The organism is Sporomusa sp. 246TCP1 (assembly GCF_057319775.1).
The window spans coordinates 2,683,185-2,698,520 of the sequence record NZ_CM170492.1 but is presented as its reverse complement, the minus strand read 5'-3'; the positions used below and the strand labels follow the sequence as shown (position 1 = coordinate 2,698,520).

At 44.8% G+C, this 15,336-nt stretch carries 13 protein-coding genes and 1 other annotated feature; of the genes, 6 read left to right on the top strand and 7 right to left on the bottom strand.

Features of this window, described 5'->3' with window-relative positions; translation table 11 throughout:
• The first annotated feature begins 3 nt into the window (after positions 1-3).
• Both AC1ECB_RS12680 and AC1ECB_RS12675 read left to right on the top strand, forming a co-directional pair.
• The gene (locus AC1ECB_RS12680; RefSeq protein ID WP_485669026.1) at positions 4-915 is read left to right on the top strand and encodes a cation diffusion facilitator family transporter; all 912 of its coding nucleotides are present in this window, start codon (positions 4-6) and stop codon (positions 913-915) included.
• 294 nt (positions 916-1,209) lie between these two features.
• Positions 1,210-1,797 (top strand): GNAT family N-acetyltransferase, encoded by a 588-nt coding sequence (locus AC1ECB_RS12675; RefSeq protein ID WP_485669025.1) that lies wholly within the window; start codon positions 1,210-1,212, stop codon positions 1,795-1,797.
• Here AC1ECB_RS12675 and AC1ECB_RS12670 read toward each other — a convergent pair.
• The 7 genes from AC1ECB_RS12670 to AC1ECB_RS12640 all read right to left on the bottom strand — a co-directional run bounded on the left by AC1ECB_RS12670 (position 1,751) and on the right by AC1ECB_RS12640 (position 9,512).
• A complete protein-coding gene (locus AC1ECB_RS12670) occupies positions 1,751-2,515 on the bottom strand; it encodes an SDR family NAD(P)-dependent oxidoreductase (RefSeq protein WP_485669024.1) in 765 nt (254 codons plus the stop codon). The genes AC1ECB_RS12675 and AC1ECB_RS12670 overlap by 47 nt on opposite strands.
• A 113-nt stretch (positions 2,516-2,628) precedes the next feature.
• Positions 2,629-3,384: a TIGR03943 family putative permease subunit gene (locus AC1ECB_RS12665; protein ID WP_485669023.1), complete on the bottom strand. Its 756-nt coding sequence runs from the start codon at positions 3,382-3,384 to the stop codon at positions 2,629-2,631.
• Entirely contained in the window at positions 3,374-4,306 is a 933-nt protein-coding gene (locus AC1ECB_RS12660) for a permease (RefSeq protein ID WP_485669022.1), read from the bottom strand. Before AC1ECB_RS12660 ends, AC1ECB_RS12665 begins: the two co-directional genes overlap by 11 nt.
• Before the next feature lie 89 nt (positions 4,307-4,395).
• Complete coding sequence (locus AC1ECB_RS12655; RefSeq protein WP_485669021.1) at positions 4,396-6,072, bottom strand: ABC transporter ATP-binding protein; 1,677 nt, start codon at positions 6,070-6,072, stop codon at positions 4,396-4,398.
• A 2-nt stretch (positions 6,073-6,074) separates the two neighbouring features.
• Positions 6,075-6,917, bottom strand: coding sequence for an ABC transporter permease (locus AC1ECB_RS12650; RefSeq protein WP_485669020.1), 843 nt, complete (start codon positions 6,915-6,917; stop codon positions 6,075-6,077).
• Positions 6,901-7,908 (bottom strand): ABC transporter permease, encoded by a 1,008-nt coding sequence (locus AC1ECB_RS12645; protein WP_485669019.1) that lies wholly within the window; start codon positions 7,906-7,908, stop codon positions 6,901-6,903. The genes AC1ECB_RS12650 and AC1ECB_RS12645 overlap by 17 nt, the downstream gene beginning before the upstream one ends.
• Before the next feature lie 8 nt (positions 7,909-7,916).
• Positions 7,917-9,512: an ABC transporter substrate-binding protein gene (locus tag AC1ECB_RS12640; RefSeq protein WP_485669018.1), complete on the bottom strand. Its 1,596-nt coding sequence runs from the start codon at positions 9,510-9,512 to the stop codon at positions 7,917-7,919.
• A gap of 536 nt (positions 9,513-10,048) precedes the next feature.
• Here AC1ECB_RS12640 and AC1ECB_RS12635 point away from each other — a divergent pair.
• The 4 genes from AC1ECB_RS12635 to AC1ECB_RS12620 all read left to right on the top strand — a co-directional run bounded on the left by AC1ECB_RS12635 (position 10,049) and on the right by AC1ECB_RS12620 (position 14,573).
• Positions 10,049-10,474, top strand: coding sequence for a DUF3842 family protein (locus AC1ECB_RS12635; protein WP_485669017.1), 426 nt, complete (start codon positions 10,049-10,051; stop codon positions 10,472-10,474).
• Positions 10,475-10,478: 4 nt separating this feature from the next.
• Positions 10,479-10,682: a CooT family nickel-binding protein gene (locus AC1ECB_RS12630; protein WP_485669016.1), complete on the top strand. Its 204-nt coding sequence runs from the start codon at positions 10,479-10,481 to the stop codon at positions 10,680-10,682.
• 88 nt (positions 10,683-10,770) lie between these two features.
• Positions 10,771-11,015, top strand: a binding site (T-box leader).
• 98 nt (positions 11,016-11,113) lie between these two features.
• Positions 11,114-12,748: a class I adenylate-forming enzyme family protein gene (locus AC1ECB_RS12625; protein WP_485669015.1), complete on the top strand. Its 1,635-nt coding sequence runs from the start codon at positions 11,114-11,116 to the stop codon at positions 12,746-12,748.
• Between the two features lie 139 nt (positions 12,749-12,887).
• Positions 12,888-14,573, top strand: a complete 1,686-nt coding sequence (locus tag AC1ECB_RS12620) for a carbon starvation CstA family protein (RefSeq protein ID WP_485669014.1) — start codon at positions 12,888-12,890, stop codon at positions 14,571-14,573.
• Positions 14,574-15,336 lie beyond the last annotated feature (763 nt).

Genomic DNA, 15,336 nt, shown 5'->3' with positions numbered 1-15,336 from the left:
TTGATGAGTTCACATCATCATGGCCAAGAGCATTATGGAGAGCCAGGGCATAATAATAAGCGTGGATTAGGGATTGCCCTGATTGTAACATTCGGTATAATGTTGCTGGAGTTCGTTGGTGGTTTGGTTACCAATAGCCTGGCGCTCCTGTCTGATTCAGGGCATATGTTAAGTGACGTAAGCTCACTGGCGCTTAGCTTGCTGGCAATTACGGTTGCCGCTAAACCGCCGTCACTAAGGAAAACCTTTGGCTATCAGCGATTTGAAATCTTAGCGGCCTTATTTAATGCCATAACCTTGTTTGTTATATCAGGATTTATTATTGTGGAAGCGTTTAGACGGTTTCAGCAACCCCAGGTTGTTGATAGTATCTCGATGATGGCCATTGCCTTTGTTGGGATGCTGGCCAATATTATAAGCGCAGTGGCCCTCTTAAAACAGGGTGATGTTCAGGAGAATATCAATATGCGCAGTGCGTATTTGCATGTTATTGGTGATGCTTTAAGTTCGGTCGGGGCCATCGTTGCCGGGGTACTTATGCAGCTTTACTCATGGTACTTGGTTGACCCAATTGTCAGCATGCTAGTTGCAGTTGTCATCAGCAAAGGGGCCTGGAAAGTGGCCAAACAGGCATTGCATATTCTTATGGAGGGAGTACCACCGAATATGGATGCCAGTCAAATCAAAAGCGATCTTGCTGCGATCAGCGGTGTCAGTGAGGTCCACGAGCTGCGGGTGTGGAGTCTGACAAGCGGCTGTAATGCGCTGAGTTGTCACTTAGTTGCTGAGGCTGCAGCAGATGGGCAGAATATACTAATGCAGGCTACAAACACTATGCGCGAAAAGTTTAAGATTCAGCAAGCAGCGATTCAGATTGAAACCCCAGATTACCAGTGCATGCAAAAGTTGATATAGATATAAAAGGTAGTAGCTGCGCTATTTACAAAAATCGGGTATCAGTATATAATAATCCATGAAATAAGGGTTATGAAAACTCTTGCACATGAAACTAATACATATAATGGAAAGTTAAATAAAATGGAAATCGGTATGAAGCCGCTAAGGATGCAAAATCCTTTTGGTTTTTCATACCATTTTTGTTTTTATTCTGTGGCCTATACTTTGCTGAGAATGTGAGCTACTAGTATAATGCTGGCAGTGTGGTTGTGTTGGGTTAAATGCTAGATGTGAAAAAGGAGAGGGATTCGCATGGAAATTAAACATAAAAATTGTACTATTCGCAAGATTACGGCAGAAGATATTGTACCCGCACTTGATTTCATCATTCCCATGCTGAAAGAGGTGTATCCCAATATACCTGATGTCGCAGTACGCTGGGACCTTGCTAACATGGAAGAAGCCTATGTTATACCTGATAACTCAGTCATGTTCGCTGCCTTTGAAAGTAGCGGACAAGTTGTTGGAACGGTCGCTATCAGACCTTATGATGATAGGATTGAGATGGTTCGTGGCTGTTATGATGTACCAGCCACAGCTGAGTTGTCCCGTTGTTATGTGAATAGCTCACTGCGTCGCCAAGGGATTGCCGGTATATTGGTGGCTGCCATTGAGGAATATTGCCAGCAATATGGCTATCAGACGATTTGTCTTCATACCCATAGGTTTTTACCTGGTGGTTTTCCATTTTGGGTAAGTCAGGGTTATATAATCCGAAAGGAGAAACCAGAAGAGTTTGAGACTGTATATATGGATAAGCTGTTAACTCAGCAATGTTCGCCTATTTTTAAAATTAACAGGCAGTTAATCCGCCATCAACCGTCCACACTGCACCAGTGACAAAAGATGCAGCGGCAGAAGCTAAAAAGGAAATAACGTGGGCAACTTCTGAAGGTTGTGCAATGCGGCCAAGCGGGTATAAATTTGCTATATCTGATAGAGTACAGATATTATTGGGAGCGGTAAGTTGACGGTCCAGCAACGGTGTAGCCACATCGCCAGGGCATACACAATTGGCGCGGATGTTATAAGGGGCGCATTCTAAAGCTAATGCTTTGGTAAGTGCAATGACCGCTCCTTTGGAAGCACAGTAGGCGGTACACAAGAGATTGCCATTGATTCCTGCATCAGAAGCGAGGTTGATGATCGAGCCTCCACCGGCTTTGCGCAGTTTAGGTAAAGCGGATTTGCACATGAAATAAACACCTTTTACATTGACATCCATAATAGTATTATAATCTTCTTCACTGACATCAGAGATTAAATTTTCTTGATAGATACCGGCTGAATTCACCAAAATATCAAGTTTTCCAAAGATGGTGGATGCTTGTTCTATTATGTTAACGCAGTCTGCAGGACGGGAAATGTCTCCCTGCACATAGTCAATAGTATTTGAAATTGTTGCCAGGGATTGCTTTGCTGCCTGACCCTTTGTAGAATCACGACCGACGATAACAACCTTTGCGCCGTTGGATAAAAATAGTTCAGCGGTAGATAAACCGATGCCGGAGGTTCCTCCAGTAATAACGGCGACTTTGTTGAGTAGGTCATACTGCATGATATGAGCTCCTGTCTTAAAAATATTGTTTAGGCTAGAAAAAATATTTCGGGTTTATGATTTACTTTTCCTGCTACACGTATAGTTTATCGTATCAAATTGGCATCTAAAATTTAGTTGTTGACATACACATAAGGAGTTGCCAATGGTTTGATAGGGATAACTTGTGTGGCTTTAACTACTGGTAATTTATTTCCTAGATAATTAAAGGTAGCTAATTTACCATGGATCTCTACCCAACTGTCGTTTTTTATGCTCTGACTGTCATCCCATTCAATAAAAAGTCCACTGGGAATGGCATCGGCAGCGCAGCAGGATATTTCAAACCGGGCGACGAAAAAATGCCGGGCCGGTGTTTGGTCCGGTCGGTAAACAAAACCTTTTAGGCTGATGTTTTTCCCAATAAATGCCGCATTGTTTTCATAGAAAGCAGTTATATATTTGACATGATTTTCAGCAGTTATTCCTAATTCAGGCTGGCTATCTGCTGGTAATACGGATAAGCTCACCGGTACGCTGGTGGCAGTCTGCATGAACTTTACACCTTTTTGTGAGGCGGTTGCCGAGCCAAGTGGGCTGATAGGAACAATTAGGCCTAGAATCAGTGTACCAACAAATACAATATAAGCTAGTTGACCGGTTTTATGGTGACAACCACAGGTGATGTTATGACGCCAGTCGAGTGTTTTGAACATCTGAATTATTGTCAGTACCACAAGCAACGTAAATCCTAGTTTGGCATTCCAGATGAATTGCGGATGGATTACTTGCGATAAGCCCGGTGTTGTTAGCGTATTGTAAAATAGCAGGCTAAACCCCATGAGCACAAGGAGCTTTAACAGATTTTGTCCTGATAGTTTAATGTACAAAACAAATCACCTCCCATAGTTGAGGAAAGTAAACCATAGATAAGCATATGCCAAATACAGTTGCTGTAATGAGCAAGACAAGCTTAAGGGTGAATAGCGGCTTGAAAATAGTAAGCAACATAGCGGTGTTTTTGATATCAAGCATTGGCCCGAAGATTAGAAAGGCTGCCAGTGATCCGGTACTAAAATGCTCCAGGAAGGGGGCAGCAATAAAAGCATCGGCTTGGGAACATACTGAGATCAGAAAAGCAAAAAGCATCATGCCGCCAACGGAATAACCAGGATCTTGGCCAAAAGACAAAAGAGTCAGGCGCGGTACAGTTGTCTGAATTAAAGCGGCCAGGAAAGAACCTATGAGCAGAAACCGGCCCATGTCAAAAAAATCGTCACAGGCATGATAGAGCATGGCACGCAGGGTACTTTGAAAGCTGGAATTTGAGTTGGGAGGCCGGTGAGTATGATGCCCGCAGCAGTCGGAGGTAGCTGCCGCTTCGCCGCTGGAAAGCATCAGGCGGTCATGGCTGGTGCTAATGATGAATGCAATAATAACAACAGCGATAAAAGCTCCAATTAGCCGATAGAGGACCATAGACGGAAATGCAGAAAAAGCCAGGTAAGTAGACCAGGCGACAAGCGGGTTGATGATGGGAGCAGATAGCATAAAGGCTATGGCAATATAGGGTGGTATCCCTTTGTGAATTAATCGGCGTATGATAGGTACCATTCCGCATTCGCAGAGCGGTAAGAATAAACCAAGAAAACAGGCGGCGATAATGCCTGTTAGGCGTTTTCGGGGTAATATCCGTTGAATCCATTCTGCCGGAACAAACAAGTGAATAAAGGCAGAAACAAACACTCCCACAAGTACCAGCGGGAGTGCTTCAATAATAATACTAAGGAAAATTGTATTAAAATCCTGCATACCGGACCCTCCTGTTAATTGGTAATCAATTGGTATAGTATATGGCCGGTAAACAAGAATATTCTTAAATATATTCAGAGTCCATAGTCTTAGCGCCAGTTGATGCGGGCCGCCACAGCCAGCAGTTTTTGGGTATATTGGTGCGTCGGGGCGGCAATTAATAGATGGGTTAGTCCTTCTTCCACGATTTTGCCATTCTTCATAACAGCCAGGCGGTCACTGATTTTTCTGGCCAAAGCAATGTCGTGGGTAATAAATAACATGGCCAGGCCGCGATCTTCCTGAAGATTGAGTAATAACTTGATTACTTTGGCTTGGACGCTGGCATCCAGTGCTGAGGTCGGTTCATCAGCAATAAGTATTTTCGGGTTTAAGGCCAGGGCACGGGCAATGACTACCCGTTGAGCTTCTCCGCCACTTAGTTGATGTGGATATTTATGGAGAAAGGCGTTATCTGTTGGTAGTTCAACTTCGTTGAGCAGCTTTTTGACAGCAGTTTGTCTGTCTGTTTCAGAACCGATTTTTTGAATGTCAAGAGGTTCTTTGATTAGCTGGCAGACAGTCAGGCGGTGGCTGAGCGCCTCTTTGGGATTCTGAAAGACCAGTTGAATTTGTTTATAAAAATCTTGGTTGCGTTCCGTGATTTTGACTCCGTTAAGGTGGATATTACCTGCGGTCGGGGGTGTAAGTCCCATAATGGTTTTTGCCAGTGTGGTTTTTCCTGAACCGCTTTCGCCAACAATGGCCAGTGTTTCACCTTCATACAAAGTAAGTGTTAGATCTTGTACAGCCTGGTGTTCATCCCATGCTTTGGTTAGGTTTGTTACCTGAAGCACAGGTACAATGCCGCCACGGTGACAGGCGAGCCTGCGCCCGTCAGTCAAGGTGAGCTCGGGCATACTGGCGTTGCAGCTATTCAGCCGTTGGGTACAGCGCGGCTGAAAAGGACAGCCAGGAAGATTATGTTGCATGGTGCCGGGAATGCCCTGGAAGTCTTTGACTGTCGTCATGTTGGGGTAGGCTCGGAGAAGACCGCGTGTATATGGGTGGCGGGGATTTTCCAATATTGCTCTAGCCGGGCCTAGTTCAATAATCCTGCCGCCATACAGCACGGCAACAGTATCAGCCAGTTCAGCGGCGGTGGCAATGTCATGGGTAATAAGGATAACTGCGCGTCCGGCGGCTGATTGTTGTAGGAGAGTGGTAATCTCTTGTTTGGTAAGCGGGTCAAGGGACGCAGTAGGTTCATCCAGCAACAATAGCTCAGGGTTGTTGACAAGAGCCATCGCAATGAGGGCTCGCTGCTGCTGCCCACCGCTTAATTCATGTGGATATGCAGTAGCCAGCTTGCCGGTCAGTCCGATTTCGGCCAGAGCTTGTAAGGCTAACTGGTAGGCGGAAGGTTTTGCGATATCCTTGTGCAGAATAATGGTTTCTGTTATTTGTTCGGCTGCCGTGTATAAAGGGTGTAAAGCATTGTCGGTATTTTGGAAAACCAGGGAAATGTCTTTACCTCTAATGTGACGCAACTCAGCCTCAGAGGCTGCGAGCAAGTTCTTATTTTGAAACAGCACTGTGCCTGTGGTGCTACCGGCGCAAAGTCCGGAAATGGCAAGTGCGAGTGAACTTTTGCCGGCGCCGGATTCACCGATGATAGCCAGTGTTTGGTTGGTTTTCAGAGTTAGATTAATATCTTTGAGTATGTCTGTGCCGTCATAGCTGACATGAAGATTTTGAATGTCAAGTATGGTCTTTTCTTGTTCCATGATTACCTCTTTTCTGAACGCAGCCGGGGATCAAGGGCGGTTTCAAGTGCCAGACCGGTAAAGGCCAGCCCGGCAATGGTGAGTGATACTGCCAAACCAGGTGGTATCAGCCACCACTGCCACACGTCGAGGTAGGTGAATGCCAGGGCCTGCTGCATCATTTTCCCCCAACTGATAAGACTGGGATCACTGATACCCAGGAAAGACAACCCGGCTTCCATAAAGATGGCGCGGCGGGCATAATGAATAAACAGTGCTATGAGCGTAGGCCCAAGATCGGGGAGTACGTGTTTTCTGAGCAGATATTGCTTAGTAGCGCCAAAAGTAGTGGCGGCAGCATAATTGGCTTTGGTCTTGAGGGCCAGTGTTTGAGCTCGCACAATCCGGGTTCCGTCAGGCCACATAAAGGCAGCTAATAGTAGTATTAGTAAAACTATGCTTGGGTGTAGATAAGCGGCAAACAAAATAATGACAATAATAGGTGGAATAACCAGCCATATATCAACAATGCGCATAATGGTTCGGTCACAAAGGCCGCCGTAGAGAGCGGCCAGGCCGCCAGCCAGCAAGCTTAAGGCGACTGCCATAAAAGCTGTACCCCCGGCAATGCTAAGTGAGGTACGGGCACCATAAAGGAGTTGAGTCCAGATATCTTGTCCGACCTCATTGGTTCCCAGCCAGTATCTGGTACAGGGCGGGTGAAAAATATCGCCTGTATAAGCGGTAGGACTAGAGTTGGTAAGAACCGGGGCCAGCAGGGCGGCGATGAAGGACGTAAACAGCAGCGACAAACCTAAACGGCCAAAGGTACTGTCTGTCAGCTCAATATCATACCGGATATGCACGATTATCTCTCCTTACTTTTGGCGATGGTGCTGATAAGCGAGGGTCAAGCCGGGCGCAGAGCAGGTCTGTGACAAAGTTAACGACCAGCACCAGCACAGCGGCCAGCAGCAAAATTCCTTGTAGCAGCGGGTAGTCACGGGTAAGAACGGCTTTGTAGAGTAATGAGCCAAGTCCAGGGTAGGAAAAGACTGTCTCAATAAATAAAACATTGCTTACCACATGCGTGAAGCTGAGACCGGCGGCGGTAACCATTGGCAGCAGCGCTGAGCGCGCCGCATGACGATAGCGAATGGCTATGTCCGGACAGCCTTTAGCGCGTGCTGTCCGGATAAAAGATTCTCCCATAACGCCAACCATAGCTCCACGGGAAAACAAGTAGGCGGCAGTCATCCGGACAAACACTAGTGCTGCCAATGGCAGCGTTAGATGCTGCGCAATGTCAGCAACTAGCTTTAAACCTGTGAATCCGCTATAGGGAGTAAGCGCACCGGACAAAGGCAGCCAGGCCAGCCAGACACCAAAAATCAGCAGCAGCACTATGCCGGCAAAAAAGTCGGGAAAACCGCTGATAAACATCATGATTCCCAGCAAATGACCATCTTGTTTACTACTCCGCTGGTAGCCGGATTCTATTCCCAGCAAGCTGCCAAGCAGGGTGGAAAGTACAAAAGCTAACCCAGTTAACAGTAGTGTCCAGGGCAGTACCCCGGCAATTACACTGACGACAGAAGTGTGGTAAAAGTAAGAATACCCCAGGTCGGCGTGTAAAAGTGCCTGTATATAGGCAACAAATTGTTCTGACCAGGTCTGGTCAAGGGCAAAACGATGAATAAGCTCAGCTTGCATTGCCGGTGTCATGACCATTAATGCTTCATCGCCATAAATGGCTTGTAGCGGGTCTCCTGGCAGCAGCCGGGGTAATATGAAGTTAAGAACGAGAATAGTCGATAAAGCGATAGCGTAGTCAACGGCTGTTTTGGTGGTAGGCATAGTAACCTCTATTTAACAAATGACATTTTATTAAGTGGTATAGGAACGCCGGAACCGACGCCTTGCATAGTAAAGTACAAGTTGGCGCGATTATTGTAAGCATAGTACCAATTGGGGTAATATAGGGCTAAGGCTGGTACATCGGCAGTTAAGGCAGTCTGGATTTCGGCAAAAATTTGTTTGCGGGCCGAAGTATCCATAAGTGTAGTTTGCCGGGCAAGTAAGGTGTTGAGAGTGTCATTTTTGTGGTAGCGAGCGCTGTTAAAACTTTTGCCTGTAATCATATTTGTTAAGTAATCCGGGTCAGCGCCCAAACCACCGTGCCCGTTTAAAGCCAATTCAAATTTTCCTTCATTAATGAGACTGTCCAGTGTTTTAGCTTCCAAGGCTTTCAGATTTACCTTGATGCCAAACTGTTCCAGTTGCGTTTTAATAAATTCACCTTGGCGTTCACCAGGGGAACCGGGAGAACCGGCACTTGCGCTAATAAGAAGTTCAACTTCCAGTGGTTGTCCGTTTTGTTCCCAATAGCTGCCGGTTTTGCTATAGCCAAGTTGCGTAAGCAGTTTGGCGGCATTGTCCGGACTATAGCGGTATGCTGCTGCTATAGCAGGGTTGTACCACTGGCTGTCAGGCGGAATGAGGCCAGGGTTACCAGGAAGTGCCTGACCGCGTAACGTGGTGTCAATTAGTGCCTTACGGTCAATAGCGTACGCTAACGCCTGCCGGAATTCAGTGTTGCTAAACGGTTCTTTTTGGTGGTTGATAACTAGTTTGGCAATCCAGTCGTGTGGCATGGTCAAAATTTTAAGACCTGCCTGTTCCAGAGGCTTGACTAATTCCGGTGGAATCTGAGCGATGTCAATTTGGTGCTGCTTCAAAGCAGCTGTTGACATTTCGACATTCATTTTTATGAATTTGAGCTGTTTGAATTTGGGGTTTCCCTGATAATAGCCTTCATAGGCTTCATATAAGTATGAACCCTGTTCTTTGTTATAATTAACAAGTTTAAACGGACCGGAGCCAATGAGGGCCTCTGGTTGCCGGAATTGAGTAGGATCGGTAATATTTTGCCAGATATGCTTGGGCAGAATCGGAATGGTGCCGGCAACTTGATCTAAAAATGGCGCGTGTGGGCGGGATAATGTAATTTTCACAGTAAAGCTGTCGATGGCTTCAACGGTGTTAATCATACTAATATCGGTTGTTTGATAGGGAAATTTTTTCAGATAATCAAACGTAAATAAGACATCTGCTACAGTCACTTGTTTACCATCATGCCAAGTCGCTGTATTGTTCAGATGGAAAAGGTAAGCGTTTTCGTTTGCGAGATATTCCCACTTAGCAGCCAATGCCGGAACATAGCCGTCAGCGTTTTTCCATAGTAAAGTATCAAAAATCATACTCATGCGGATATAGCCGGGACCGCGGGAATAATGAGCAAAAGGTGAGGGAAAGCCGTAATCGCCGGTGGCATCAGTAATGGTATAGACTTGATCTTGGGCTAGGGAGTCCGGCCCTGCCGGCGATCCGCCGCAGCCGAGCACCAGCAAGGTAAGGAACACAGCCAGCAGGGTCTTCAGTATCTGTTTATTTCCGGTCATATTTACCATCCCCGGCTATATTGGCTTGTTTGTTCATGATAATACCTCCAAAATTTTTTTGTTTTTAAATTAAAAAAAGGTATAAAAAATTGAAGGGGACTGCGTCTCCAACAAGGCTTCATACCTTTAATTTCAAATTGTGTAATTTTTATAGATATATTATCTCGTAATTGTGGTAAACTTGTCAATGAGTATTTCTGAGTAAAGATATATTGTAGATAATTCGTACTATCTATTGACATTTAAAAGTGAATTTTGGTACAATTAGAACAATGAAGGTAGCTGAAGCTGCCAAATGCCGTATGAAGTACGGTTGGTTTATTGAACGACTTAGAAATAGCCACTTGTAATGAAGATATAACCATGAAGGTTTCGTGTGAAACGATAATTTCATGGTTTTTCGTATTACCGTGCAGGAGTTCACTTGTGTTAGCTGGAAAGGGATAAATAGTAATGTACAATAATGCTGATATAAAGTAGGTGCCCGTGATAGAGGTTGACCGTAGAACTGATTTTGTAATGCTTGGAGGGATTTTGTGTACATTGCTGTTATAGATGGTCAGGGGGGCGGAATTGGTAGGGTCATAATTGATAGAGTTCGAAACGAATTTCGTAATAGCGTTGAAATTTTGGCTATTGGGACGAATTCGCAGGCTACCTCTGTTATGTTACGGGCTGGAGCAAATGAAGGTGCTACTGGCGAAAATGCAGTTATTTGCAACATTGATGAGGTGGATTTAATACTTGGCCCACTTAGTATAATCCTGCCTAACTCAATGAAGGGTGAGCTAACAGCTAAAATGGCTAAGCGAGTGGTTACCAGCAAGGCAAGGAAGATTCTGTTGCCAATTCATCGCAATAATATTGATCTAATTGGTATACACTCAGAGCCATTACCTCACATGGTGGAGGAGTTGGTTATACAAATGAAACAATACATACAAAGTGGAAGGAGGGAATAGTCACATGTGCGAGGCTAATGCGTATCTTCTCAAGAATGATAAAGAAGAGTTATTGATGGAACGGGTTGACAGGGTAGTGCCTCAGGATGGTGAAATCTATCTCGAAAGCATTTGGGGACAGAGAAAAACTATTGCGGCTAGAATTAAAGAATTGAACCTAGTCGACCATCGTATTATTTTGGAACCGACACAGGAAGGAAGTATTTGATTACTCGTTAGATGTTGAAGTTTTACTGCGTTTCCTCTATTATTGACATAAAGGAATTTTGTGTTATAATTACGATTAACAGCAAAAGACAAAAGCGATGATTGAGAAAAGTAGGTTTTTTGTGCTTGGCAGAGAGTCGGTGGAGGGTGTGAACCGGTAAGCAGATTAACTGAAATACACTCATGAGCAGCAGGTTGAAAAGAAATGAGTAGACTGTGCCGGTGTGCCGCCGTTAGCAAGGCTAGGGTATCGGACTGGAGTTCCTGTACCTAAAAGAGCGGCTTGCTATAAGCAAGCAGGGTGGTACCACGGATTGTTAATCCCGTCCCTGTAGGAATACAGAGACGGGATTTTTATGTTTATTAAATAATTTATAGAAGAAATTTATTTGCACTTTCTTTATTAAAGGTGTATTAGGGGGAACAAACAGCGTGTTAATAACGGAAATACTTTCTCGTAATGCTATTATGTATGGTGATAATACCAGCCTGGTTGAAATCAATCCGGAATTACAGGAAAAACATGAAGTTTCATGGCGTGAATACGAACTGATTGAAACAAATCCGGCGGCGAGTTTTCGACGAGAGATGACCTGGCGTGAGTTTGACGACAAAGCGAACCGGTTTGCCAATCTTCTGCTGAACAGAGGTATAAAAAAGGGAGATAAAGTTGCGATACTGTTAATGAATTGTATCGAATGGCTGCCCATTTATTTGGGTATTCTTAAAATCGGCGCTGTGGCAGTACCATTGAACTATCGCTATACTGCGGAGGAAATAAAATATTGCCTAGAGTTAGCGGAGGCCGCCACGTTGGTCTTCGGAACGGAATTTATTGACCGTATGGGAACAATTATCGATAAAATTTCTAATGGTAAAATGTACTTCTTTGTAGGCGAGGATTGCCCTTCATTTGCTGGAAACTACGACAAGCTTGCAGCAGATTGCTCCGCTGAAGCTCCGCTAATTAATCTTACAGATGAAGATGATGCAGCAATATATTTTTCCTCCGGAACTACAGGCTTTCCCAAAGCCATTCTTCATACTCATCGTAGCCTTGTATCTTCCTGCTATACCGAACAAAACCATCACCAGCAGGCGCGGGAAGATAATTTTCTCTGCATTCCGCCGTTGTATCATACCGGTGCCAAGATGCATTGGTTTGGCAGCTTTCTGGTAGGAGGCAAAGCCGTTTTGCTTCGCGGAGTTAAACCCGAATGGATACTGAAAGCTATTTCTGAAGAACAGGTCACAATAGTATGGCTGCTTGTTCCCTGGGCGCAGGACATTCTTGACGCGATTGAAAGCGGAGCAGTGAAGCTCGGAGATTATAAGCTTGACCAGTGGCGGTTAATGCATATTGGTGCTCAGCCAGTTCCACCAAGCCTGATTCAGCGCTGGAAAAAATATTTTCCCGACCATCTCTATGATACGAATTATGGTTTAAGCGAATCAATTGGCCCAGGCTGTGTCCATCTTGGTATGGAAAACATTCACAAGGTCGGGGCAATCGGCAAACCAGGGTTTAGATGGGAAGCAATGATTATCGGTGAGTCGGGCTGTCCTGTTGAGCAGGGAAACGTGGGAGAACTTGTTGTAAAAGGCCCGGGTGTTATGAAATGCTACTATAATGATCCGGAAGCGACGGCGGCTGTATTAAAAGATGGCTGGCTTTTTACCGGCGACATGGCCCGCATGGATGAAGACGGTTTTATTTATTTGGTTGATCGTAAAAAAGATGTTATTATTTGTGGCGGAGAGAATTTATATCCGGTACAGATTGAGGATTTTCTTCATCGGCATGATGCGATTAAAGATGTAGCAGTGATTGGCCTGCCAGATCAACGTCTTGGTGAAATTTCGGCAGCCATCATCGAACTAAAGCCAGATGGCAAATGCACTGAAAACGAAATAATGACATTCTGTTCTTCCCTGCCGCGTTACAAACGCCCGCGCAAGATTATATTTGATATGGTTCCACGCAACCCCACTGGTAAAATTGAAAAGCCGAAACTTCGGGAAAAATACAGCGCAGGAAACTTGGTTGCAGTTCAAACCCAGATATAAACTTATTGACAATAAAAAAAAATAGTGATATATTATACCTCAACAGAGGAGCATCTTTCGTCTTCTATGCGTTAATGCATGAGGAAGACGAAGGATTTTTTGTTTACATAAACATAAAATGGAAAGGGATTTAAAAATTATGACTGGCTTAACTTTATTGGGTATTGCGTTACTTGTCTGTGCAAGCGGTTATTTCATTTACGGCCGCTGGCTGACAAAAATATGGGGTATTGATCCTTGTGCTAAAACGCCGGCGTATCGTTTAGAAGACGGTAATGACTACGTTCCTTCTTCAAAATTTACTGTATTTGCGCATCAGTTTTCTTCTATTACCGGCGCAGGTCCAGTCACCGGGCCGATTATTGCTGCGATGTTCGGTTGGGTACCGGTTATGCTCTGGTTGATGATCGGTGGGATTTTCTTTGGTGCTGTTCAGGATTTTACAGCGCTGTATGCTTCCGTCAAAAACGAAGGCAAGTCTATGGGGATGCTGATTGAACAGTATATCGGTAAAACCGGGAAACAAATGTTTCTGCTCTTTTCCTGGTTATTCACTCTGTTAGTAACAGCCGCTTTTGCAGACATTGTTGCCAGCACTTTTAACGGTTTTAGTCCCAATGGTTCACTAGCGACTCCCAATGCCGCTGCTGCGTCGATTTCGATGTTGTATATTGTTGTTGCTATTTTCTTCGGACTTTTTCTAGAAAAAGTTCCCCTGTCAGAAAAACCGAAACTGGCAGTTGGTATTCTTTTGATTATCGGTATGCTGGCAGCAGGTATTGCTTATCCGCTTTATTTTGATAAGACAACCTGGATCTATGTTGTTTTTGCCTATATGTTTATGGCTGCTGTTATGCCGATGTGGCTGCTGATGGAGCCGCGCGACTATTTGAGTTCGTTCTTGTTGCTCGGTATGATTGCGAGTGGTGTTATCGGCGTTGTTTTTACTAATCCTACGATTGAATTGCCGGCCTTTGTTGGCTTTGAAGTAAATGGCAAGCCGCTGTTTCCGATCCTCTTTATTACCATTGCTTGTGGTGCCGTTTCCGGTTTTCATAGCTTAGTTTCTTCCGGTACTTCTTCCAAAACAATTTCCAATGAAAAAGATATGCTGTTTGTGGGCTACGGTTCCATGATGGTTGAGACCATCCTGGCTGTCGTTGCTTTGATCGTTGTAGGCGCTGCCGCTACCGGCGGAGTGATGCCGAAAGGTACGCCGTTCCAGATATTCTCCGCTTCTGTCGGCAATTTTCTGTCTATGTTTGGTATGTCCAGCTTTGTAGCGACCTGTGTCGTTACGATGTGCGTATCTGCACTGGCGCTGACTACGCTGGATTCTGTCGGGCGTATCGGACGGATGTGTTTCCAGGAATTATTTACCGGTGATACGACTGATCCGGCAAAAATGTCGCCAATGCAGCGTGTGTTGACAAATAAATACGTTGCTACAGTAATAACACTGTTCTTTGGTTATTTGCTTTGTCTGGGCGGCTATATGAATGTTTGGCCATTATTCGGCGCAGCAAATCAACTGTGTGCTGCCTTGGTTCTGATTGCGTTGGCTGTCTTCATGAAAGTCACCGGACGTCAGGGAAAAATGCTGTACATTCCCATGTGCTTTATGTTAGTAGTTACCTTAATTTCGCTGGGTATGTCAATTTATGGTATTGTTCGTAAAATCATGTACACTGGCGGCTTTTCTTTCCTGACTGATGGTTTGCAGTTAATTGTGGCCATTGCGTTGATTACATTGGCAATGCTGATTGCATCTACCAGTTTTAGAAAATTAGTTGATTCTTCTTCTAATGACGTATCTGTTCGGTAAGACGAAAAAGGAGAGGTATTTTACTTTTGGCATTGCCCCAAAAGTAACAAAAGGTCTAGGCCCCAAGCCTCCAAAAGCTGAAAAGCCGGGCGATATTCCTAAAATCCGTAAACTCGCTACGCTCAAACAGTACGGATTTTTTAACGGAATACCGTCCGGCTTTTCTCCTGCGGAACGCTTTTTCCGGCAAAGGCCGGGGGGTTACGGGAGTTACGAGGGGTGCCGGTCGCCTGTGCCGGGTTTAGAAACATGGGTAGAAACATGGGGACAGGGATTTTGTTTCCAAAATAACATCTGTTGGGTTTATCTATTTCCGATTGAGTATAAGTTTTCTTACCTAATGTAAAGGTGTTGTCAATAACCCCGTCCCCTTGACACTTCGGAGAAATAAAACAATGGTCAGGTTTAGTGTTTTGACAAAACGCAAGACTTGGTTCCTTTATTTAATATCAAATTCTTTCATGTCAGATAGGTTCCTGTCCCCATGTCTGCTGAGGCTCGAATTTTTACCGCCAAGGACACCAAGGAACGCCAGGGACGCCAAGGGAGTTTATTCTGAGCAGGCAAATTTAATAGCTTATGTTTTTTGGGGCGTTCTTTGACACTCTTGGTGTCCTTGGCGGTTTAACACAAATGTGGCCGGGGCGTAAGCTTTATACAGAAAGAAAGTTAAGTTTATTGAACCACAGAGACGCAGAGAACCCAGAGGGAACGGTTTGACATGTACATAAGGCCCGAATTTTTACCGCCAAGGATACCAAGG

Bases quoted from the DNA above. Each gene is read 5' to 3' on its own strand.
- AC1ECB_RS12655 (WP_485669021.1), bottom strand. From the start codon at position 6,072: ATGGAACAAGAAAAGACCATACTTGACATTCAAAATCTTCATGTCAGC.
- AC1ECB_RS12630 (WP_485669016.1), top strand. From the start codon at position 10,479: ATGTGCGAGGCTAATGCGTATCTTCTCAAGAATGATAAAGAAGAGTTA.
- AC1ECB_RS12645 (WP_485669019.1), bottom strand. From the start codon at position 7,908: ATGCCTACCACCAAAACAGCCGTTGACTACGCTATCGCTTTATCGACT.
- AC1ECB_RS12660 (WP_485669022.1), bottom strand. From the start codon at position 4,306: ATGCAGGATTTTAATACAATTTTCCTTAGTATTATTATTGAAGCACTC.
- AC1ECB_RS12640 (WP_485669018.1), bottom strand. From the start codon at position 9,512: ATGACCGGAAATAAACAGATACTGAAGACCCTGCTGGCTGTGTTCCTT.
- AC1ECB_RS12675 (WP_485669025.1), top strand. From the start codon at position 1,210: ATGGAAATTAAACATAAAAATTGTACTATTCGCAAGATTACGGCAGAA.
- AC1ECB_RS12620 (WP_485669014.1), top strand. From the start codon at position 12,888: ATGACTGGCTTAACTTTATTGGGTATTGCGTTACTTGTCTGTGCAAGC.
- AC1ECB_RS12680 (WP_485669026.1), top strand. From the start codon at position 4: ATGAGTTCACATCATCATGGCCAAGAGCATTATGGAGAGCCAGGGCAT.
- AC1ECB_RS12670 (WP_485669024.1), bottom strand. From the start codon at position 2,515: ATGCAGTATGACCTACTCAACAAAGTCGCCGTTATTACTGGAGGAACC.